The following is a 23318-nucleotide window of genomic DNA, read 5'->3' as shown; positions in this document are numbered from 1 at the left end:
AACAGGAAAATATATTCGTTGCGACTTGAGTTATCATTCTGGCGATTTTGCCCAAATCATTACCAAGTTACTTGTTGCTTGCGAGTATCTATTCATCAAAGATGGAGTGCAATTGGATGAATCGTATTATAACGTTTACGGCGGCTTTGATACTAGTTTGGATAACAGGTTATTTATTAATCGCAGGAAGAGGACTATTAATTCCAATTGTTATATCAATTTTTGTTTGGCACCTTCTGAATACGATTAACAGTGGCGTACAGAAAATTCCTTTCATCGGCACACATCTTCCATCCTGGATAAGGATGATTTTATCTTTGTTTGTTGTTGTGTGTCTCGTAATGATTCTTATTAACATCATTACTAATAATGTCAGTGATGTGATTGCCGCATCTCCCAGGTATCAGGAAAATTTACTGCATATATTTAATAGCCTGGATCAACGATTTCATGTTAAGGGTATTTTTGATTTCGACAGTTTAATTCAAGGATTAAGTATTCAGAGTATGCTTGTTAATATTTATGGGGTTTTTACAACAATAACCAGTTCTGCTGTTCTGATTTCCTTATATGTTGTGTTTCTATTTGTTGAGCAGCATTATTTCACTCAAAAAATGGATGCTTTTTTTCCGCAGGAAGAGCACAGGAAATTGGTTAAAAACATTATCTCCCATATTACAAAAGACACTCAAACTTATCTGGGTATCAAAACTTTGTTGAGCTTGCTCACTGCCACGTTGAGTTGGTTTATTATGAAATGGGTTGGTTTGGATTTTGCCGAGTTTTGGGCATTATTAATTTTCTTTTTAAATTACATCCCTAATATAGGAGCTATTGTAGCAACTGCTTTTCCGGCAGCACTTGCCTTGATTCAATTTGAAAGCTGGTGGCCGTTTTTGGAAGTGACTTCTGGAATAGTAGCTATACAGTTTTTCGTGGGCAATTTTTTAGAACCTCGTCTGTTAGGTAAATCATTAAATTTAAGTCCTTTGGTGATATTGTTTGCCTTGGCTCTATGGGGTGCTATTTGGGGAGTACTAGGCATGTTTCTGTCTGTGCCTATCACGGTAATGATGATGATTATTTTTGCGCACTTTGATGTGACAAGACCAATAGCCATTCTGCTTTCTCAAGATGGTTATATTCATAAATCCTATGAATCTCTTGAAAATTAATGAGCTATTGAGATTTGTGTTGTTGTAGTGATGATGTCCTGGATTGAGAGCCTTTCCATATGGTATGAAAAAGAGCATAATAGCGGTATTTTTGACGGATAAATGAGAAGTATGAAAGCTATAATCGAATATCTTTTGAAACAAGCATTAATTAATCTGCAACAATCAGGCGAAATGCCAATTGATTTGGATATTGAAATAAAAGTTGAGAATGCCAAAGATCCTGCCCATGGTGATTATGCGACTAATTTGGCCTTGGTATTAGCCAAACCATGCCGACAGGCACCTAAAATATTAGCTGAGCGACTGGTTGCAGCAATCCCTTCAGATCCGTCTGTAGAGAAAATTGAGATAGCAGGGGCTGGATTTATTAATTTTTTTATGCGCAGTACAGCACGTTCACTCATCATTTCTGAAATTTTGAATAAAGGTAAGGAGTTTGGCCGAGGTAATTTAGGCCAGAGTCAGAAAGTATTGATTGAATTTGTTTCTGCCAATCCCACTGGCCCTTTACATGTGGGTCATGGAAGAGGAGCTGCTTTCGGAGCAACTTTGGGGAATGTTTTAAAGGCTGCCGGGTATGATGTGACTTTGGAATATTATGTTAATGATGCTGGCAGGCAAATGAATATTCTTGCTGTTAGTGTGTGGTTGCGCTACCTGGAGTTGGCAGGTGAGCCGATAGTATTTCCAACGAATGGCTATAAAGGTCAATATGTTTATGAGATTGCGCAAGTGATGTGGTCTGAGCAGGGTAATCGATTGGTGCATCCATGGACTTCGGTAGTAGAAAATTTACCTGCTGATGAACCCGAGGGTGGAGATAAGGAAATTTATATCGATGCGATTATTGCCCGAGCGCAATCCTTGCTGGGCAAAGAAGGGTTTGCAAATTTTCATCAACACGCTTTGAAAACGGTATTGGACGATATAAAAGATGATTTGCAGGTGTTTGGTGTAAATTTTGACAGTTGGTTTTCCGAACAATCGTTATTTGAGGACGGCTCAATTGAAAAAGGCATTCAGGCCTTGAAAGACAGAGATCATACCTATGAGAGAGAAGGCGCCTTATGGTTTAGGGCAACTGATTTTGGTGATGAAAAAGATAGAGTGTTAGTCCGCGCAAATGGACAAACGACTTATTTTGCTTCTGATGTTGCTTATCATTGGAATAAATACGATAGAGGTTTTGATCGGGTCATTGATATTTTTGGTGCTGATCATCATGGCTATGTCACCAGAATTAAAACAGCAGTTAAGGCATTAGGGCATGATGAAAGTGCATTGGATGTTATTTTGGTTCAGTTCGCTATTCTTTATCGAGGCGGTGACCGAGTGCAAATGTCTACACGTAGCGGTTCATTTGTGACTTTGAGAGAATTAAGAGAAGAAGTAGGAAATGATGCGGCCCGGTATTTTTATGTGGCCAGAAAACCTGAACAGCACATGGATTTTGATCTGGATTTGGCAAAATCCGAATCCAGCGACAATCCTGTTTATTATATTCAATATGCCCATGCTCGCATCTGCAGTGTATTGAGACAGTTAAAAGAAAGGGGACTTAAGTGGGATAAGGATATGGGGCTTAAAAACCTTGATTTATTGGAGCAACAACATGAGACCACATTAATTTCTCTAATTAGTCGATATCCTGAAGTGATCCAAGCCGCTGCTGCTTGTTGTGAGCCGCATCAGCTTGCTTACTATTTAAGGGAACTGGCCAATGGCTTACACAGTTATTATAATGCGATCCAATTATTATGCGAACAAGAACAATTGCGAAGTGCTCGTTTGTGCTTGCTGGAGTCGGTTCGACAGGTTTTAAATAATGGTTTGGCTATACTAGGTGTATCAGCTCCAGAGAGTATGTAATGGCAAAAGATTATGGAAATAGACGTACTTCACGTCGTAACAAAGGACCACACCAGTTTTTGGTCATTATTGTGACTTTTTTGTTTGGGTATTTAACGGCTTCTTTTCTTGATATACAAGTGATAAGTCAATGGGTGAATACCCAGGTTTTAGCCCATTATGATGCTGAAAAAGCGCCAGCTAAAGTGGCGCAAGAGCATAAACAAGTGCCTCCTAAACCCAAATTTGAATTTTATACTTTATTAGCAAATGAAAGGGGGCCGGTATCTCAGGCGGCTAATCAGCAAAACACGGCCAATCATCCAGAAGACAAGTCATCAACTTCACTGCAAAAGACCACAAACACTGTCACTGCTGCTGTCAATACCACAGTGAAATCAACGATAGCCAATCCAATGCCACAAACTACAGTGAAGGTGGCCGAGGGGAAACCAACAACTACACAGCAACCCAATAAAGGAGCTTATTTGGTTCAAGTTGCTTCTTTTAAAGCCCGTCAGGATGCAGAACAAATGAAGGGTATGCTAATCCTTAAAGGCTTTGATGTCAGCGTGGTTCCAGTCACACAAGCACAGGGAAATTGGTTCCGGGTAGTGGTGGGTCCCTATCCAAATAAGGCCTTGGCTCAAAAAGCTCAAATGAACCTTGCCAAAACAGAGCATCTGAATGGTATGGTGCGAAGCGTTGGGGGATAAATAGAATCATTGAATCAAAGGAGATTGCTTTTTACAGATTATCGGTTAACAACCACTTGAATTCCCGCTGCGTTTTTTACAGCATGTGTTTTGGTGACAGCGACGGTGACTTCGCTAACTGGATACTTTTGCTTGATTAATTCGGCAATTTGTTCTCCTACGGTTTCAATTAATTGAAACGAAGTTGATTCTACGAATTGTGTCACCGTTTGGCATAGATCAGCGTAATCCAGGGTATTAGACAAATTATCCTTGCAATCTTTAAAGTCAAATGGAATGGATATGTCAATTAATAGTCGTTGATTAATACGTTGCTCCCACCCATAAACACCGATTTTTGTTTCGACACTGAGCGCTGTAATATTTAAAGTATCCATTTAATATCCATTAATAATTTATCAAGGCTTACGGAAAGTCCCCAATCTCTTTGCTAAAAATGTTTTTAGTTCGGTCGTTTAGTTTATCTAAACTCCCTCATTAACAACATTTTTTGCCTTGACCTTGGGGTATTTCGTACGTCCTGTTTATATTGTTAAGCATCGATGGCTATTTATACCACTGTATTGATTACCTTAACATGATACTATAAACACTTTTTATTGTGATAGTGATTAAATGATGTTTGATTTGAACCAATCCCTTTTTCTTCGAGCCTTGAGACGACAAGCTGTCGAGAGAACTCCAATCTGGATTATGCGCCAGGCAGGCCGCTATTTGCCTGAATACAGAAAAGTAAGAGAACATGCCGGAGATTTTTTAACTCTTTGTAAGAATCCTGAACTCGCCTGTGAAGTAACCTTGCAGCCTTTGCGTCGATATCCATTGGATGCCGCTATTTTATTTTCAGATATTTTAACGATACCTGATGCCATGGGATTAGGGCTTTATTTTGCTGAAGGGGAAGGGCCTTGTTTTACAAATCCTCTGCAAGAAGTCAAAGCAATTCATGCACTGAAGGTTCCCTTTATTCCTGAAGCCTTATCCTATGTCTTTGATGCGGTGCGCTTAATCCGACAAGAGATGCCTAAAGAATTGCCCTTGATTGGTTTTTCAGGTAGCCCATGGACTTTAGCGTGTTATATGGTAGAAGGGGGTAGCAGTAGAGATTTTAAACGAATTTTGAATTTGATATACACAGAAAAAGAAGCGGCTCATCTGTTATTGAATAAACTGGCTGTCTCTGTCACTGCCTATTTAATTGAACAAATAAAGGCGGGGGTTAATGCGGTTATGATCTTTGATACGTGGGGAGGGGTTTTAACTCCACAAAATTATAAGGATTTTTCTTTGGCATACATGTATCAAATTGTTCAGCAATTGAAAAAGGAATACCCCGATATCCCGGTAATTTTATTTACCAAGAATGGTGGACAATGGTTAGAATGGATGGTTGAGACTGGCTGTGACGCATTAGGAGTTGATTGGACTTGTGAATTGGCTTCTGCCCGCCAAAAAGTAGGTGGAAAGGTTGCTTTGCAAGGAAATCTGGATCCTGCTGTTTTACGAACTACAAAAGATTGTATACGCCGAGAAGTAAGGAGTGTATTGGCATCCTATGGATATGGAACAGGGCATATCTTTAATTTGGGCCATGGCATCACTCCAGACGTACCCCCTGATAATGTTGCAATAATGATTGAGGCGGTGCATGAAATAAGTCCTCAATATCATTTATAGCCTGTGCGAGGCAAATCATTGTTTTAAAATAGTGAAATGCCTCAAGAATAAGACAATCGTAACTGTACACCGGGTATGCAGATTTTTCTGTTTATAAGCCTATTTATTTGAGTTGTCTTTCCCGCAAAGGCGGGAATCCAACTAAAAAACAACTTATGTACTAACTTTATGGATAGATTCCCGCCTTTGCTGTAAAGACATTGGACTTAATATTCCTTAATTACATACCCCGTGAACAGTTACAGACGATCGGCTTTTGGCGTAGATACTGGCCTTCATTCAAGACGTTATGAGTTTCATTAAGGTTCATTTCTGAATTGATGACTTAGTTGGATAGCCATTTCCAGTGATTGTTCATAGTTTAATCTTGGATCAACCAGGCTGTGATAGGCTGTTTTAAGGTCATGAGGAGCTAAACCACGAGCCCCACCGATACATTCTGTTACATTGTCGCCGGTTAATTCAAAATGGACGCCTCCCAGGTAACTGCCCATGTTGCGATGAATTTCCAAAGCTTGTTTTAATTCAGATAAGATATTGTCAAAATGACGAGTTTTAGTTCCATCATCAGTTGTTTCAGTATTCCCATGCATAGGGTCACATGACCATGTAACAGGAATTTTGGTTTTCTTTACTGCTTCAATAAGTGGAGGCAACAACCGGTCTATAAGCTTGGCTCCCAAGCGGGTATAAAGTAAAATTCGCCCTTCTTCTTTTTGCGGATTGGCGATGTGTAGCACTTCTGACAACCATTCAGGAGTAGCTGCCGGGCCTATCTTAATGCCTATTGGATTTTGCACCCCTCTTAGAAACTCAAGATGCGCGCTGTCAATTTGTGCCGTACGCATTCCAATCCAGGGTAAATGAGTTGAAAGGTTGTACCATTTTCCATCTTTCAACTGTCTTGTTAAGGCTTGCTCATAATGTAAATGCAAAGCCTCATGTGAGGTGTAAAAATCGACTTTACTTATACTGCTAGAGCGTATCCCATCTATGGCATTCAAAAAATCCAGGGCGTCTTCAATAGAATCTACAATGTGTTGGTATTCGTTCTTCTGAGGAGAGTGTTGAACAAAACCCAAATCCCAGCGTTGAGGGTGATGCAGGTCAGCAAACCCCCCGTCCAACAGCGCTCGAATAAAATTTAATGTCATAGCAGAACAACTGTATGCCTGAAGCAATAATTTAGGATTAGGCTCCCTGGCAGCAGCGGTAAATTCTGGTGAATTAACGATATCTCCGCGATAACTGGGTAAGGTCACTCCATTTATGGTTTCATAATCTGAAGAGCGTGGTTTTGCATATTGTCCAGCTATTCTTCCGATACGAATAATTGGCTTGCGTAATCCGTATAGCAAAATTAAGCTCATTTGCAAGATAATTTTTAATTTGTTACTTATGACTTCTGAACGACAGTCATTGAAGGATTCAGCACAATCACCACCTTGCAGAATAAAAGCATCACCTCTGCCAGCATGTGCAATTTCGTTTTTCAGATTTTTGATTTCACCACTCGTGACCAAAGGGGGTAGCAAACTTAATTGTTCTACTACCTTATTTAATTGCTCTTGATCAGCGTATGACGCTGCCTGCAAATAGGAATATTGCTGCCATGTGATTGGCGACCATTCTTGCATAATCTACCCAAGTTATTTTTGCTTTAGTCGTCATCTGGATTTTATTTAAATCAAAGGACTTTAAACACTTTGATTCTCTTACCGAAATGAGAATTAGCACAGATTTTTTAATTACCTAAGTATGGAATAAATGGACAATTACTGCAAGCCATGATTTGAAAAGTTTCAATTAGTTAATGCCATGAGTCTTAAATCTGGATTTTAAATCTTCATTAGGGGCTTGAAAAATCCAAATGTAATCCCCATTTGTAATGTTTGAATTAGTCAGGAGCGATTTTGATGAGTAAACAAAATAAAAAAGATTGGAAAAAATTTAAAGACGAACATAAAGAAGAGCACAAGTTAGAGAACGAGATTCTGGAAGAAGAAACTGATGAAGAATCACAACATCAAGAACCTGCTTTAGGGCATCCGAGCTATGCCGCCCTGGAAGAGCAATTGACGCTTGCGGAGCAAAAGGCACATGAGAATTGGGAAAAGTCTGTACGTGCTCTTGCTGAATTGGAGAACGTTCGTCGTCGGATGGAACGAGAAGTTGCCAATGCCCATAAATACGGTGTAGAAAAACTGATTTCAGCTTTATTACCAGTAGTTGACAGCCTTGAGCAAGCATTGCAATTAGCAGACAAGAATAGTGATCCAGCTATGCATGAAGGGCTTGAGTTAACTATGAAACTCTTTCTTGATGCATTACAAAAATTTGATGTGGAACAAATAGATCCTCTAGGGCAGGTATTTGACCCCCAACAACATGAGGCTATGTCAATGCAACCAGCCCCAGGAGCTCCTCCCAATTCTGTAATTACGGTATTCCAAAAAGGTTATAAATTGAGTGATCGGGTAATTCGACCAGCTCGAGTTATAGTTTCAACCAAATAATTTGGTGTTTAAGTCGAGGTATTTTTAGAACAAATTTTAGGTGCAATATATTCCGCTTTTTTTAGGGTTATGGCTTGAAATTGTCATGATACACCCCATATGTGGAGTATTGCATGAGAAAATATTAATTTGGAGCAAAATAGAATGGCTAAAATTATAGGTATAGACTTGGGTACTACCAACTCTTGTGTTGCTGTCATGGAAGGTGACAAACCGAAGGTAATTGAAAATAGTGAAGGTCACAGAACAACTCCTTCTATCGTAGCATTTACTGATGATAATGAAATATTAGTAGGCCAATCTGCTAAACGCCAATCCGTGACCAACCCAGAAAAAACGCTGTTCGCGATTAAACGATTAATAGGGCGTCGATTTGATGATCCTATCGTGCAAAAAGATATTAAGATGGTCCCCTACAAAATTATTAAAGCGGACAATGGTGATGCCTGGGTTAGAGTCAAAGATCAAGATAAGGCACCACCACAAATTTCTGCTGAAGTGTTAAGAAAAATGAAAAAAACGGCAGAAGATTATTTGGGTGAAGAAGTAAAAGAAGCAGTAATTACTGTACCTGCCTATTTCAACGATTCCCAACGCCAAGCAACCAAAGACGCTGGTCGTATCGCTGGTTTGGAAGTGAAACGAATCATTAATGAGCCGACCGCTGCCGCACTGGCTTATGGTATGGATAAAAAACGCGGTGATTCTGTTATCGCAGTATATGATTTAGGTGGGGGTACTTTTGACATTTCAATTATCGAAATTGCCGAAGTGGATGGAGAACACCAATTTGAAGTACTTGCGACCAATGGTGATACCTTCCTTGGTGGAGAAGATTTTGATTTGGCTTTGATTGAGTATTTGGCCTCTGAATTCAAAAAAGACACTGGTATTGATTTACATAATGATCCTTTGGCTTTGCAACGCTTGAAAGAGGCTGCTGAGAAAGCAAAAATTGAATTGTCATCCGCACAACAAACTGATGTCAATTTGCCTTACATTACAGCAGATGCTTCCGGACCAAAACATTTAAATATCAAGTTGACTCGCGCAAAACTGGAGTCCTTGGTAGAAAAACTGGTTGAGCGAACCGTTGAGCCATGCAAAATAGCTTTAAAAGACGCTGGACTTACTGTATCTCAAATTAATGAAGTTATTCTGGTAGGTGGTCAAACTCGTATGCCACTGGTACAAAAAACTGTTGAGGAGTTCTTTGGCAAAGAACCTCGTAAGGACGTAAACCCTGATGAAGCCGTAGCAGTAGGTGCTGCGATTCAAGCAGCAGTATTGTCTGGTGAGGTTAAAGATATTCTTTTACTCGACGTTACTCCGCTGTCTCTTGGTATAGAAACCATGGGTGGTGTAATGACCAAACTCATTGAAAAAAATACAACTATTCCTACAAAGGCAACTCAAGTATTTTCAACAGCCGATGATAATCAAACAGCAGTGACTGTGCATGTATTACAAGGTGAAAGGGAACAGGCTTCAGCAAACAAATCACTAGGACGGTTTGATTTGCGTGATATTCCTCCTGCTCCTCGTGGTGTTCCTCAAATTGAAGTGACTTTTGATATTGATGCCAATGGTATCTTGAATGTTTCTGCCAAAGACAAGGCAACTGGCAAGGCACAATCCATTGTTATCAAAGCTTCCAGTGGTTTAAGTGAAGAAGAAGTCGCTGCTATGGTGAAAGATGCCCAAGCGCATGCCGAAGAAGATAAGAAATTCAAGGAAATGGCAGAACTTCGTAATCAGGCAGACAGTTTGATTCATAGCTGTGAAAAATCAATGAAAGATTTGGCTAATGATTTGTCTGAGGATGAGAAAAAAGGCATAGAAACAGCAATTTCTGAATTGAAAGAAGCGGTGCAAGGAACTGACAAAGCTCGAATCGAAGACAAGCTGAAAGTATTGACTGATGCTTCCGCAAAAATGGCTGAACGTATTTATGCTAAAAAATCATCTGAAGGTCAGGCAGCTCAGGGGCAAACTCAATCTCAGGAATCTACAAAACCTGAGGAAGAAGGAGTCGTTGATGCTGAGTTTGAAGAAGTGAAAGAAGAGGATAAAAAGTAATTAATGTTACCCTCGCCCTCTGATTTAAGAGGGTGGAAGAAGGGTTCATTAGGTTATGATAAATAAATTTTGGGTCGGGGCGATTTTATCGTCCCGTTTGTCTATTGAATAACACTTAATTATCTTGGTGTCTTAATGTTACTTTAGATGACTGAAATTAAGTGATAGTTATAAAATTGTGAGCAGTTATGGAACAGCGGGATTATTATGAACTTTTAGAAGTAAGTCGAAATGCGAGTGATGCTGAAATTAAAAAAGCATACCGCAGGCTGGCAATGAAATATCATCCCGATCGGAATCCAGGTGATGCCTCTGCAGAAGAAAAATTTAAAGAAATTCAAAAAGCCTATAATATCCTATCCGATAAGCAAAAACGGGCTGCTTATGATCAATTTGGTCATGCTGGAGTGGATCCTTCAATGGGTGGGGGGCCAGGTGGTTTTGGCGGATTTGGAGGATTTGGTGACGTTTTTGAGGATATTTTTGAGAATATTTTCTCAGGGGGACGGGGACATGGGCGTCAATCGCGTGGTCAAAGGGGCGCTGATTTGCAATTTAATGTGCAATTGACTCTTGAAGAAGCAGCTATTGGCAAAGAAGTGGAAATTACCGTTCCACGACATGGTACCTGTACTGTTTGTGAGGGATCGGGGGCTAAAAAAGGCACTAGCCCAAAAACTTGTGAAACTTGCCAAGGTATGGGGCAAGTCAGAATTCAACAAGGTTTTTTTTCTATACAACAAACCTGTCCCAGTTGTCATGGTGAGGGAAAAATAATTTCTGATCCCTGTGTCAGTTGTCATGGTCAAGGAAGAGTGAGAGAAAGTAAAAAAATAAATGTTAAAATCCCGGCTGGTGTTGATAATGGAGATAGGGTTAGGTTAAGTGGAGAGGGTGAAGCCGGGGTGCATGGCGGTGGTTCAGGAGATTTATATGTTCAGATTAGTTTGAAAAAGCATGCTATTTTTGAGCGCCATGAAAATGATTTGCATTGTGAAGTACCTATTGGTTTTGCAACTGCGGCATTAGGAGGTTCAATAGAGGTGCCCACTTTGGAAGGCCGAGTTACTTTAAAGATCCCTGCAGAAACTCAAACAGGTAAAGTATTTCGTTTGAGAAGTAAAGGGATGAAATCTGTCAGAGGATATGGACAAGGTGATCTACTATGTAAAGTAGTTGTAGAAACACCAGTCAATTTATCACGAGAGCAAAAGGAACTGTTAAACAAGCTACAGGATTCTTTAGAGAATGCTAAGGGAACGCATTCACCTAAGACAAGTTCTTGGTTTGCTGGCGTGAAAAAATTTTTTGAAGACATGAAATTTTGACTTAATTAAGTTACAATTGGAAGATTTGTCGTTTTCAGCATGGATTGCTTATTTTACGCTGGATAAGCATACATTGAACATAATTGAGTATATTCTTCATGATTAATAAATCAGCAATTTTAGCTTTAGCTGATGGCACTGTTTTTGAGGGCCTGTCAGTAGGGGCCACTGGTGATTCTGTTGGTGAGTTGGTTTTTAACACGTCAATGACGGGCTATCAGGAAATGCTTACTGACCCTTCGTATGCCAGACAAATAATTACCTTAACTACCGCTCATGTGGGAAATACAGGTTGCAACATGGAGGATATGGAGTCCACAAAAGTATGGGCGGCCGGCTTGGTCATGAGAAGCTGTACCGCTATTCCTAGTAACTACAGAGCGGAACAATCCTTCCCTGACTGGTTAAACAAAAATGGAGTCGTTGCAATTTCTGGCATTGATACGCGCGCGCTTACTTTGAAATTGCGTGAGAAAGGTGCCATCGGAGCATGTATTAGTACCAATGTGGAGAAACCTGAAATTGCTTTGGCAAAGGCTAAATCGTTTGCGGGGCTTCAGGGTGCGGATTTGGCATTAGAGGTTACAAGACAAACGACAGAGCGTTGGCATGAAGGCCAAGGAGAGTGGAGTCTAAGCAAGCAGCCTCAACAGCTTCATGTCGTTGCCTACGATTTTGGTGTGAAACACAATATTTTGCGCATCTTACATGATAAGGGATGTCATATTACTATAGTCCCTGCTAAAACTTCAGCAGAAGAAGTTTTAGCAATGAATCCTAATGGTGTCTTTTTATCTAATGGGCCAGGTGATCCCCAGGCATGTGATTATGCTATCAAAGCAACGCAAGTATTTTTAGACAATAATATTCCGTTATTTGGCATATGCCTTGGATTTCAGATTTTAGCTTTGGCATGTGGTGGCATCACTAAAAAAATGAAATTTGGTCATCACGGTTCCAATCACCCTGTGATTGAAACAACTGGTAAAAAACGCGTTTTTATAACAAGTCAGAATCATGGTTTTGCTGTAGATGAGGACTCGTTGCCTAATTGCCTGGAAGTAACTCATCGCTCATTATTTGATAACAGTTTACAAGGAATAAGACACAAAACAAAACCGGCATTTGGTTTTCAAGGTCATCCAGAGGCAAGCCCTGGACCACATGATATAGATATTTTATTTAATGAATTTGTAAATCTCATGAAATAAGTTTTTAGCGATAAAATTATCATTCTGATAAGGGTGGCTTGTTTTAAGCCTGCTCAAAATGTAATGCTCCTAAAAGCTATCCATGGCCATTAAAGATTAGTAAAATGACATGGTTTCACCAAAACAATGACTCTCACTTGTTTGGTTTTAAGAAGAGATAGGGATTAGAAATACTAAAAATAGAAAATACAGAGGGTATGTAATGAATGAAGTCCATGTTTTTACCTCAGAATCTGTTTCTGAGGGCCATCCTGATAAGATAGCCGATCAAATTTCAGATGCCATTTTAGATGCCATTTTAGCCCAAGATCCAAAAGCACGAGTGGCTTGTGAGGTATTGGTTAAAACCGGTATGGTTTTGGTTGGTGGAGAAATTACAACAAAAGCCTGGGTAGATGTTGAAGATATAACACGCCATGTTATCAAGGACATTGGATACAATAGCTCTCAGATGGGTTTTGATTGGGAATCCTGTGCCGTGCTTTCAGCGATTGGCAAGCAATCACCAGACATAGCTCAAGGAGTAGATAATCAGCAAACTAAAATTCTGGGTGCCGGCGATCAGGGACTCATGTTTGGTTATGCCAGCCGTGAAACGGATGTATTTATGCCTGCTCCAATTGCCTATGCGCATCGTTTAATGGAAAAATTAGCTTTTATGCGTAAATCAGGCCAGTTACCTTGGTTAAGACCCGATGCAAAATGCCAGCTTACTTTAAAATATGAACAAGGGATGCCGGTTGAAGTGGATACTGTTGTTTTTTCTACACAGCATTCTCCTGATATTGAGCATAAAGATTTGGTTGAAGCGATCCGTGAAGAGATTATTAAACCAGTTCTTCCCGCTGAATGGCTAAATGATAAGACCCGATACTTCATCAATCCGACAGGACGCTTCGTAATAGGTGGTCCTTTGGGTGATTGCGGCTTAACTGGTCGTAAGATCATTGTAGATACTTATGGTGGTATGGCAAGGCATGGTGGTGGCTGTTTTTCAGGTAAAGATCCTTCAAAAGTAGACCGCTCCGCTGCTTATGCTGCAAGACATGTTGCCAAGAACATTGTGGCGGCTGGTTTGGCCGATAAATGCGAATTACAGATTTCCTATGCTATTGGTGTTGCTGAACCTACTTCTATTTTTGTTGAGACTTTTGGTACGGGGCGACTAAAAAACAGCGAAATAATTGATTTAATTCATACCCATTTTGATTTAACACCGCAAGGAATTATTGATCAACACGATTTGCTTCGTCCTATTTATAGACAGACAGCAACTTATGGGCACTATGGTAGGGAGAACTTTCCATGGGAGCGATTAAACAAAGTAGCTGAATTAAGCAAGGCATTATAATTTTTTAAGGATACTCTAATGGAACTGGTAGAAGAAGGAGTACAAAAAATCAATACATTACAAGATTATAAAGTAGCGGATATTTCATTAGCGGAATGGGGGAGAAAAGAGATAGCGATAGCTGAAACCGAAATGCCGGGTTTAATGGCTTTACGTGAGGAATTTTCCGCAAAAAAACCACTTCAAGGCGCTCGTATTGCAGGTTGTTTGCATATGACGATTCAAACTGCGGTATTGATTGAGACCCTGGTTGCATTGGGTGCTGAAGTGCGCTGGTCTTCCTGTAATATTTTTTCCACTCAGGATCATGCGGCTTCAGCTATTGCCGCAAAAGGAATTCCAGTATTTGCCTGGAAGGGTGAAACAGAAGATGAATATTGGTGGTGTGTTGAGCAAACATTAAGCGGCCCCAATGGTTGGAAACCTAATTTATTATTAGATGATGGAGGGGATCTAACACAAGTTGTTCACCAAAAATATCCCCAATTGCTAGCTGCAATTAAAGGGGTATCCGAGGAAACCACTACCGGTGTAGCCAGGTTGTACGAAATGGCAAAGCATGGTCATTTAAAAATTCCTGCCATTAATGTGAATAATGCAGTAACCAAATCCAAATTTGATAATTTATATGGATGCAGGGAATCCCTGTTGGATGGATTAAAACGTGCAACAGATGTTATGATAGCTGGCAAGGTCGCTTTGATTCTAGGCTATGGTGATGTGGGGAAAGGCTGTGCTCAGGCCTTGCGCGGACAGGGAGCAACAGTACTTGTCGCAGAAATTGATCCTATTTGTGCACTTCAAGCGGCAATGGAAGGCTACAGAGTTGTTACTCTTGACGATGTTGCCGAGCAAGTTGATATCGTCGTGACAGCTACTGGTAATTACCATGTTGTTACTCATGAGCATATGAAACGTATGCGTAATCAGGCGATATTGTGCAATATAGGTCATTTTGATTCGGAAATTGATATTCAAAGCTTAAAACAGTATCAATGGGAAAATATCAAACCTCAGGTTGATCATGTAATTTTCCCTGATGGAAAGCGTATCATTATTCTGGCTGAAGGGCGTTTGGTGAATTTAGGCTGTGCTACAGGCCATCCCAGCTTTGTCATGTCTGCTTCCTTTACCAATCAAGTATTGGCGCAGATAGAGCTGTTCCAGAATTCCAGCCAATACCAGAATCAAGTCTATGTACTTCCAAAAGTTTTGGATGAAAAAGTAGCCCGTTTGCATTTGGGGCGTATTGGGGCAAAATTAACTCAATTAAGTAATGAACAGGCTGATTATATAGGTGTAGATAAAAATGGGCCCTATAAGCCGGATCATTATCGTTATTAAACTAATTTGATTCAAGATTTAGCCTAGACAACTAAATCTTGAATTTTTCTTCACATCATTGGATCTTATCCTCTAATATAGATTAGAATTAATTCATTTCTCTATTAAAAAAGAAAAGCCTGTTGATGGATCTGGTTATAGCAGCGAATTATCTTTCTACTCTGGAAAAATGTCTTGAGCAATTTGGGATTAAGCATTTTTTAGAAAAAATTGGATTTGATCTGATAAGAGTACATGATCCTAATGCCTACTTAACTCAGGATGAATTTAACCATGTTATTATAGAAGCTTATAAATTAAGCCAATGTCCGGAATTGGGGTTAATTTTTGGTCAAAATTTATCCATAGTCAATCATGGCTTTCTTGGGTATGCGGCAATGAGCAGTCCCACATTTGGTACTGCTATACAGACTGTGCTCAGTTACCTTAATACACGAACCAGTTTGTTGTCCCTGGAGTTACATCAGTTTAATAATAAAAACAATGCTTACATCAAGTTATTATCTCATACAAAAGAAATGGTTTTATCACGCTTTATAACCGAATTGGCCATTACTCATCTTATTAAAATGAGAAATTTTTTGATTAGTTGTAATAATCCAATGCTCAAGATCGAGTTGAATTATGATGAACCTCCTTATGCAAAATATTATCAAACAATTTTTCAGTGTGAAATTGTTTTTAATACAGAGAGTACTCGTGTTTGGTTTAAAGCAGAGGAACTGAATTATCCCATTCATTTTGCTGACGATGTCAGTTATCAACTGGCAAAAAAGCAATTACAAGAAATTGAAAAAAAAATGTCATTAAATGAGGATATGGCAAGCAAGATTAAATCTATTTTAATCAATCAGAATTTAAATCATGTCAGCATGGATGAGATAGCCAGCCAATTATGCATGACTTCTCGTACTCTAAGACGTCATTTGCAGCGCTTGCATGTGACTTATCAAGAGTTGCTTGATGAGGTAAGAGAACAAAAGGCAAAGACATTTTTGCTCAATAATAATATTTCCATGACCGAGATCAGTTTTTTATTGGGTTTTCAAGACACATCCAATTTTTCAAAAGCATTCAAACGATGGACAGGAATCACTCCCACAGAATATAGGGAAAAACATGAAATCCAATGATTGCTGTATTTTAATTTAATCCCATCGCTTGTTGATTCTTGAGTTGATATTTATTCTCCTGCATACTGAGTTGGTTTTTTATTTTTGAAAATTGGTCAAGGCTACTGATTGACTTTAAAAAGGAGATTGAAGTATGGGTTTGAAATCAGGAATATTGGGATTAAGTCTTTTATCACTTGCTTGTGGCAGTTTTGCTGCAACTGAAACAATCAGGGTTATTATTAAATACAAACAGCAACCCGTCGCCATTTCTTCACTAAAATCACAAATCTTTAAATCTATTCAAATACCTGTTAAAGAAATGAAGCCTATGGCTAATGGCGCTTATTCGCTTGTTTTTGATGTATCCAGTGCGCCTGCTGTTGTTAAGGCTAAAGAAGAGGATGTTACAGCCAATGTTTTGGAACGTTTGCGCAAAAATCCCAATGTACTTTATGCAGTTAAAGACAGAATAGGGCATTTTAAACCTCTTCCTGATCCAGCAATAAACCATGAATTAAGTCAATTGCTATCCCATGAGAGTCAATGGGATGAGTTTGAAAGACCAGCAGGAATTCGCTTGGAATCCAAACCTGGTTTAAGAGATGGCGCATGGGCATATACCACAGGAAAGTCCAGGAAGCCGATAGTTGTTGCGGTTTTAGATACAGGGATTGCATTGAATGACAGTTTGGTGAATAACCTTGTAAAAGATAATGAAGGCAATGTATTTGGATGGAATTTTGCAGCGAATAACAATGATTTATCCGATGAAACCAGGTCATACCATGGCACTCACGTTGCCGGTACCATTGCAGGGTATGGTGATATCATGAATGGAGTTGGTGAGGATTTAAAAATTCTGACTGTTAAAATTCCTGCTGAGAATGGTATGTTTTATGAAAGTGCTGTGGTGAATAGTATCTATTGGTCTGTTGGAGGCGATGTTCCCGGAGTTCCTAAAAATATACATCCAGCCAAGGTATTAAATATGAGTTTTGGTGTCGATTTGGAGCCTGGAAAAGAAATCGATTATTGTGACGAGGCTTTACAAGAGGCTTTGTTCTTTGCTCGAAAAAAAGGAGCTGTAGTCGCTGTTGCTGCCGGAAATGATAATGTTTGGGAACACTATAATGCCCCAGCTGTGTGTAATGGAACGATCAAGGTTGCCTCCACTGGACCAGAAGGGTTGCGTTCCTATTTTTCAAACTATGGCCCCAGTATAACCCTTGCAGCACCGGGTGGTGATAAGCGTTATGGTACTGCGGGAGGTATTTTATCTACTGTAAACCCGGGAGGTGGGTACAATTCATCCGGTTTTGATTTTTATCAAGGGACGAGTATGGCTTCGCCACATGTAGCTGGGGTAGCTGGTTTAATTTTTGCCGTCAGTAATAAATCTTTAAAACCTGAACAAGTAGAACAGATACTGTATGTTACTACGCATGAGTTTGGGCAGAGCAACGATGCCAATAAATCTTGCGTCGGCAAAAAACCTTGTGGACATGGGATATTGGATGCGGATAATGCTGTGCAGGTCGCATTGAATGGTTATGATGTATTATTCTCAGCCCCTAAAATGGCTGATCTGGCAACACACGAATGCGGCAAGAACAGGTTGAAGCCTGGAAAAAATATCATTAATGACAATACAGTGACCTGGATTCAAACGAAAGCAAGCTGTGAAGCCGATATAAGTTATCAGAATCCGCATGTTGAAAAAACCAAAGATGGTAAGATTTATGCTTATTATGGTTCGATAAGCTATGAATTGGATCAGTCTGCTTATAAAGAATGTCATGTCATCGGATATGATGGCGTGGGTTGTTATTTATGATATCAAATCAAACGTAATTCTCGGTTTTGTGGCGCGTTTGCTGAGGGAAGTATTCAGAACCAATTTACTGGTTGCTCGTTGGATCCTTCTCTCATCAAATTGAAATGCCTGTATTCGTACAGGCACTAAATTTTAACAAAGATGTGAGAATATTACTCAAGCCAATTATTTAATATTTCAACAATTTTTTTGGCTTGTTCAGTACTCGAAATATTGAATTTGGATTTTTGCCAATATTGATTATTACGTTTCTGATAACGCCTTATAGAATATTTTACAGGACCGTAATCATTTTTTGTGTTATCCCAATCCTGGTATTTAAACATAATAGTTGTCCATGCTCCTTTGGATAGGATTTGTTTATCGAGTTCCCTTGTTGTTTCCACTCCATTTTCGTTAAAAGCAATTGTTATATCATCTATGGTTTCAGCCATTTGTTATACTTCCTCAATTATTTCCGATGGATTGTAGTTTGCCGTCGACAAAAGTCAAGGAAAAGGCTGGTTGATATTGGCCTGGCTTATAAATCCAGACTTGTGGTTTTGTGGCTGTAGGAACCACTTGGTTAATGTAAGTGTTATTGACCAGATTTGGACTACCGCAAGCTCCATAAACCTTAGTGGCGGGATCTCCGATTTGAATACTGGTATCACCACATAAAGAAAAGGCATTGGTATTTCCGCCATTCACTCGAATATCTTGTACTTTATTATTGAGAATATCGATTTCTAATTGCACGCCACTACTACCTGTAGGTATATTCCACACGCCATAAAAAGCGGTACCTTGAGGTACATTTAATGATCCTGAATACAGGCCATCGGAGTTGCCCAGATTGTTATAAATAAGTTGCTGCACAGGGATTTTCTGCAGAATAGGCTGATTGGACTCTTGTTTACTCAGTGGTTGCCCGCATGCAGCGATGACTTGCTCCATAGTCATACCAATATTGATATAACCATGATTCTGTGGGCAATATAAAGACTGTGCGCTCATTAAACGGAATGGCATAAGTAGCAATAATAAACTCATAAGTAGTATCGATTTCATAGCTTTTTCCATTAATCCGTATCAACTAATAGTATAGTTCTGTTTGTTTATTTTTGCTTTTATAATAATTTCCAGGGCAAAGAAGCGCTTAGAAACAGGGTAATTATTTTTAATATCACCATGATAATAAATGGGGAGAAATCAAAACCTGAAATGTCTGGGACTATCATTCTGCCTAGTCGTAAAATTGGCGTTGTTATTATGCGCAAGAAATCAGCAAGCGGATGTTGCCACTTGGGATTGATATAGCTCATTATCACTCGAATCAAAACAGCAAAGAATAATATCTCGCAAGGTTGAATTATTAAATCCACAAGTATGTAAAGGAAAATAAAGAGAAATGGAATGATTGCGTGATACATCAGTAAACTTAGTGAAGTTATTTTGAACAATTCCACTATAATTAAAGCACAAAATGCTATCCAGTCGTATTTTTGCCCTGGTTGCAGTGGTTTATTTACAATCCATTGCAAGGGTTTCACTAGAGGATCAGTAATGGTATGGATCAATTGCGAGAATGGATTAATAGCACTGATACGGAAAAATCGTATGGCAATTCTAAGCCATAAACTGAAAATAACGATAGTAAATAATAAGGATAATAAAAAATACCCTACAGCAGTTAAACCAGCCATTGTTTTACCTCTTTAGATTTTATTCACCTATAAAGCCAGGAGATTTATTCAAATGGTTTAGAAATGAATTGCTTAAGCAGTTTATTAGAACCCTTGCGTAACCTGCCTCTTTCATTCTATTGCTGCGTTGAAACGTTTCTATGGTGCTCATTTACTGCTTTGTAAACTCCGCTCCTCAAAACGTTTGCGTCCTGCCTTAAAACAAAATAATCAGTTTATGCAAGAGGTCTATTGATCTGCTATCATAACGCGAGCAAACGTTGTTCCACAATGATTGTTTGCTTGAATAACTCAAGAATTAATACTAACAGGATACCTCCCCAATATCTTTGTTAAAAAATATTTTTAATTCAGTCAATTAGTTTATCTTAATTCCCTCATTAAAAACATTTTTTGCCTTGACCTTGGGTTTTTGTAAGTCCTGACTGAGATTAAAATAAAAGAAGTCGATAGAGGGATTCTTGCGACAGAATTTTTCTTAACTCAAAAGAGTTATTCAACTTTTCCTAATTCATGAGCTTTTTGTTTCGCTGCTTTCATAGCGGAATAAATGAGCTCATCCAAATCTCCATGCAGGATTTCCAGAGCTGCGGCTGTTGTTCCTCCAGGGGAGGTTACTTTTTTTCTCAGTTCAGTCAAATTCAACTGGCTATGTTGGGCTAACTTAAGCGATCCTACAAATGTCTGTATGGCAAAGTGTTTGGCAACATTTTCTTCCAGGCCCAATTGAACTGCTGCATTAATCATTGCTTCAAGAAATAAAAATATGTAAGCAGGGCCACTGCCAGAAAGGGCGGTGATGGTATCCATATCCTCTTCATCTTTAACCCAATCAGTAATACCGATGCTTGAAAATAATTGTTCTGCCCATTTTTTTTGTTTCTCGTTTACAAATTGATTGGCTATCATTGATGTTGCTGCAAATCCAACTGTAGCAGGGGTATTAGGCATAGTTCTAATGACTGCTTGTCCTGTTTTACAGTATTTGGCAAACCAGCTAATGGTCAATCCCGCTGCAACAGAGATTAGGAGACAATCTGATGAGATAAAAGGGTTAATTTCATTGATTACCTCTCGCATTTGTGTGGGTTTCACAGCCAATACGATAATGTCGGCGTTTCTGGCTACTTCTTTATTATCATAATGAGTATGAATGTTTTCCTTATTAATACCTGCAGGTAAGGAAGGTGAGGCAGCTGATAAAGAATATTTATTTTGATCTTGTAATTTGCGGGCAATTGCTCTCGCCATATTCCCATAACCAATAAAACTGATGTTAATCATAATTTACCTTTTCGTGCGCCAAAAATTGCTCGTCCAATTCGAATGATGGTAGAACCTGCTTTAATCGCCGGGACTAAATCATCACTCATACCCATTGATAAAGTATCCATTTTTAAATGAAGTGCCTTATTGATGGATTCCTTGAGTTGATTGAGTTTAAGGAATAAATTGTACTGTGTTTGCATGTTGTTTTGCTGAGGAGGGATTGTCATCAGTCCCCTTAGTTGCAAATTAGGCAATTGCTTTACTTCGAGAGCAAGGTCGATGGCATGTTCTGGAGGAATGCCTGATTTTGTAGTTTCTCCAGTCAAATTAATTTGTAAACAGACATTGAGCGGTGGTAGTTGCTCAGATCTGAACTGGCTAAGAAGTTTGGCTGTTTTATTTCGGTCAATACTATGGACCCAATTAAAATATTTGGCTATTCCTTTGGTTTTATTGCTTTGAATTGGCCCTATAAAATGCCAACAGATAGGCAGATCTTTTAATGCCAATATTTTTTCTTGAGCTTCCTGAAAATAGTTTTCTCCAAAGTGCCTTATCCCTTGTTCGAATGCCGCTCTAATTAATTCGGCACTTTGTTCTTTACTAACAGCCAATAACAAGACGCTGTTTGGTTGCCTATTACTGGATAATTCTGTCTGAGTTATCAGTTCTCTTACTTTTTTTATATTCTGACTAATACTCATATTAATCCTGGTTAATCAAAAGATGAGACTCTTTGTTATACACAGTACTTACGCACCCATTCAATCTCTTCATTAAAAACATTTTTTGCCTCAACCTTGGAATTTTTCATAAGTCCTGATAAAAAAATATTAATTATGCATGAAGTGTAATGGTACTACAAAAAGATATCCATGATTGCTGGTAATCATTTCCTGGGTTAATCTACAATATATAATGAAAAAATTGGTAGGGATTATATGGATATCGCGGAATTGTTGGCATTTTCAGTTAAAAACAAGTCATCAGATTTGCATATTTCAGCTGGTATGCCTCCAATGATTCGTGTTGATGGTGATTTGCGCAAAATTAATTTGCCTCCATTGGAGCATAAAGACGTCATTAAAATTATTTATGACATAATGAATGACAGACAAAGAAAAGAATATGAGGAGTTTTTTGAAACGGATTTTTCCTTTGAAATAACCAATCTGGCACGGTTCAGGGTTAATGCTTTCAATCAATCGCGCGGTGCTGCTGCTGTTTTCAGAACCATTCCTTCTGAAATTCTTAGCATGGAAGATCTGGGATTGCCCCCAATTTTTAAAGAGATGGCCAGTTTTTCCAGGGGCCTGGTTTTGGTTACTGGCCCAACTGGATCCGGGAAAAGTACCACGCTTGCCGCGGTCATCGATTATATTAACTCCACCCGTTATGAACATATTTTAACAGTTGAAGATCCAATTGAATTTGTTCATCAAAGCAAAAAATGCCTGGTAAATCAACGTGAAGTTCATAAAGACACGTTGAGCTTTAATGCCGCTTTGAGATCAGCGTTGCGTGAAGACCCCGATATAATATTGGTGGGTGAATTACGTGATTTGGAAACTATACGCTTGGCAATGACTGCAGCTGAAACCGGGCATTTGGTTTTTGGCACATTGCATACCAATTCTGCGACAAAAACAATAAACAGGATAATCGACGTATTTCCAGCAGAAGAAAAATCGATGGTACGCTCCATGCTTTCTGAGTCATTACAAGCTGTTGTTGCTCAAAGTTTATTAAAAAAGAATAAAGGTGGTCGGGTTGCAGCGCTAGAAATTATGATGTGCACCGGGGCTATTCGTAATTTGATTCGCGAGGATAAAATAGCGCAAATGTATTCTTCAATTCAAACTGGGCAAGCCAAAGGAATGCAAACCTTGGATCAACATTTGACTGAATTAGTTAATAAAAATATTATTTCGAAACACACCGCTCATGAGGCTGCTCTGAACAAGTCATTATTTTAAATAGATAGGACTTGCGAAAAAACCATCTCTCCATTAGCAAACAACATTTTTTGCCTCGACCTTAGGGTTTTTCGCAAGTCCGGATAGATTTAAATACTGTGTTCGTATTTGTAGGGATTACTCGAGAGCCTCCAAAAATTTTTGAAGACAGTAATGCCAATAGTTATAACTGGATCTCTTTAGTCAGCTCA

General features: G+C 39.0%; 20 protein-coding genes. 13 read left to right on the top strand and 7 right to left on the bottom strand.

The features are described 5' to 3' along the window. Positions 1-116: 116 nt before the first annotated feature. The 3 genes from EL201_RS10435 (at position 117) to EL201_RS10425 (ending at position 3742) form a co-directional block, all read left to right on the top strand. A complete protein-coding gene (locus tag EL201_RS10435; RefSeq protein WP_027222208.1) occupies positions 117-1175 on the top strand; it encodes an AI-2E family transporter in 1059 nt (352 codons plus the stop codon). Between the two features lie 111 nt (positions 1176-1286). Continuing rightward, the gene (gene argS / locus EL201_RS10430) at positions 1287-3047 is read left to right on the top strand and encodes an arginine--tRNA ligase (protein WP_027222207.1); all 1761 of its coding nucleotides are present in this window, start codon (positions 1287-1289) and stop codon (positions 3045-3047) included. Beyond that, positions 3047-3742 (top strand): SPOR domain-containing protein, encoded by a 696-nt coding sequence (locus EL201_RS10425; protein WP_027222206.1) that lies wholly within the window; start codon positions 3047-3049, stop codon positions 3740-3742. The genes argS and EL201_RS10425 overlap by 1 nt, the downstream gene beginning before the upstream one ends. Positions 3743-3780: 38 nt before the next feature. On the opposite strand, the gene folB is transcribed toward EL201_RS10425, so the two are convergent. Next, positions 3781-4119, bottom strand: coding sequence for a dihydroneopterin aldolase (folB, locus tag EL201_RS10420; protein WP_027222205.1), 339 nt, complete (start codon positions 4117-4119; stop codon positions 3781-3783). 241 nt (positions 4120-4360) lie between these two features. Between folB and hemE the strand changes: the two genes are divergently transcribed. After that, the gene (gene hemE / locus EL201_RS10415) at positions 4361-5419 is read left to right on the top strand and encodes a uroporphyrinogen decarboxylase (protein WP_027222204.1); all 1059 of its coding nucleotides are present in this window, start codon (positions 4361-4363) and stop codon (positions 5417-5419) included. 299 nt (positions 5420-5718) lie between these two features. On the opposite strand, the gene EL201_RS10410 is transcribed toward hemE, so the two are convergent. Continuing rightward, complete coding sequence (locus tag EL201_RS10410) at positions 5719-7056, bottom strand: 3-deoxy-7-phosphoheptulonate synthase class II (RefSeq protein WP_027222203.1); 1338 nt, start codon at positions 7054-7056, stop codon at positions 5719-5721. Positions 7057-7335: 279 nt separating this feature from the next. Between EL201_RS10410 and grpE the strand changes: the two genes are divergently transcribed. The 8 genes from grpE to EL201_RS10370 all read left to right on the top strand — a co-directional run bounded on the left by grpE (position 7336) and on the right by EL201_RS10370 (position 18197). After that, positions 7336-7935, top strand: coding sequence for a nucleotide exchange factor GrpE (gene grpE, locus EL201_RS10405; RefSeq protein WP_027222202.1), 600 nt, complete (start codon positions 7336-7338; stop codon positions 7933-7935). Positions 7936-8079: 144 nt separating this feature from the next. After that, the gene (gene dnaK / locus EL201_RS10400) at positions 8080-10014 is read left to right on the top strand and encodes a molecular chaperone DnaK (protein WP_027222201.1); all 1935 of its coding nucleotides are present in this window, start codon (positions 8080-8082) and stop codon (positions 10012-10014) included. 188 nt (positions 10015-10202) lie between these two features. Then, complete coding sequence (gene dnaJ / locus EL201_RS10395) at positions 10203-11342, top strand: molecular chaperone DnaJ (protein WP_027222200.1); 1140 nt, start codon at positions 10203-10205, stop codon at positions 11340-11342. Between the two features lie 98 nt (positions 11343-11440). Further along, positions 11441-12553, top strand: a complete 1113-nt coding sequence (gene carA / locus EL201_RS10390) for a glutamine-hydrolyzing carbamoyl-phosphate synthase small subunit (RefSeq protein ID WP_027222199.1) — start codon at positions 11441-11443, stop codon at positions 12551-12553. Between the two features lie 202 nt (positions 12554-12755). Then, the gene (metK, locus tag EL201_RS10385; RefSeq protein ID WP_027222198.1) at positions 12756-13904 is read left to right on the top strand and encodes a methionine adenosyltransferase; all 1149 of its coding nucleotides are present in this window, start codon (positions 12756-12758) and stop codon (positions 13902-13904) included. An 18-nt stretch (positions 13905-13922) separates the two neighbouring features. Next, a complete protein-coding gene (gene ahcY, locus EL201_RS10380; protein ID WP_027222197.1) occupies positions 13923-15248 on the top strand; it encodes an adenosylhomocysteinase in 1326 nt (441 codons plus the stop codon). 125 nt (positions 15249-15373) lie between these two features. Continuing rightward, positions 15374-16381 carry an AraC family transcriptional regulator gene (locus tag EL201_RS10375; protein ID WP_027222196.1) on the top strand — a complete coding sequence of 336 codons (1008 nt, stop codon included), beginning with the start codon at positions 15374-15376 and terminating at the stop codon, positions 16379-16381. Positions 16382-16514: 133 nt separating this feature from the next. Then, positions 16515-18197: a S8 family serine peptidase gene (locus EL201_RS10370; protein ID WP_027222195.1), complete on the top strand. Its 1683-nt coding sequence runs from the start codon at positions 16515-16517 to the stop codon at positions 18195-18197. A gap of 152 nt (positions 18198-18349) precedes the next feature. Here the strand turns inward: EL201_RS10370 and EL201_RS10365 are convergent, their stop codons facing one another. The 5 genes from EL201_RS10365 to EL201_RS10345 all read right to left on the bottom strand — a co-directional run bounded on the left by EL201_RS10365 (position 18350) and on the right by EL201_RS10345 (position 21855). Further along, positions 18350-18631 (bottom strand): hypothetical protein, encoded by a 282-nt coding sequence (locus EL201_RS10365; RefSeq protein WP_027222194.1) that lies wholly within the window; start codon positions 18629-18631, stop codon positions 18350-18352. 13 nt (positions 18632-18644) lie between these two features. Continuing rightward, the gene (locus tag EL201_RS10360; protein WP_027222193.1) at positions 18645-19247 is read right to left on the bottom strand and encodes a DUF2845 domain-containing protein; all 603 of its coding nucleotides are present in this window, start codon (positions 19245-19247) and stop codon (positions 18645-18647) included. Positions 19248-19306: 59 nt separating this feature from the next. Continuing rightward, positions 19307-19882, bottom strand: coding sequence for a YggT family protein (locus tag EL201_RS10355; RefSeq protein ID WP_027222192.1), 576 nt, complete (start codon positions 19880-19882; stop codon positions 19307-19309). A gap of 492 nt (positions 19883-20374) precedes the next feature. After that, entirely contained in the window at positions 20375-21163 is a 789-nt protein-coding gene (gene proC, locus EL201_RS10350; protein WP_027222191.1) for a pyrroline-5-carboxylate reductase, read from the bottom strand. Further along, positions 21163-21855: a YggS family pyridoxal phosphate-dependent enzyme gene (locus EL201_RS10345; protein ID WP_027222190.1), complete on the bottom strand. Its 693-nt coding sequence runs from the start codon at positions 21853-21855 to the stop codon at positions 21163-21165. Before EL201_RS10345 ends, proC begins: the two co-directional genes overlap by 1 nt. A gap of 237 nt (positions 21856-22092) precedes the next feature. Between EL201_RS10345 and EL201_RS10340 the strand changes: the two genes are divergently transcribed. After that, positions 22093-23127, top strand: coding sequence for a type IV pilus twitching motility protein PilT (locus tag EL201_RS10340; protein ID WP_027222189.1), 1035 nt, complete (start codon positions 22093-22095; stop codon positions 23125-23127). The last annotated feature ends 191 nt before the right edge of the window (positions 23128-23318 follow it).

The sequence above is a fragment of the Legionella pneumophila subsp. pascullei genome (assembly GCF_900637585.1).
In the GTDB taxonomy this organism is placed as follows: domain Bacteria; phylum Pseudomonadota; class Gammaproteobacteria; order Legionellales; family Legionellaceae; genus Legionella; species Legionella pascullei.
Note: the sequence above shows the minus strand (reverse complement) of the source record. Positions and strands in the feature narration are given on the sequence as shown.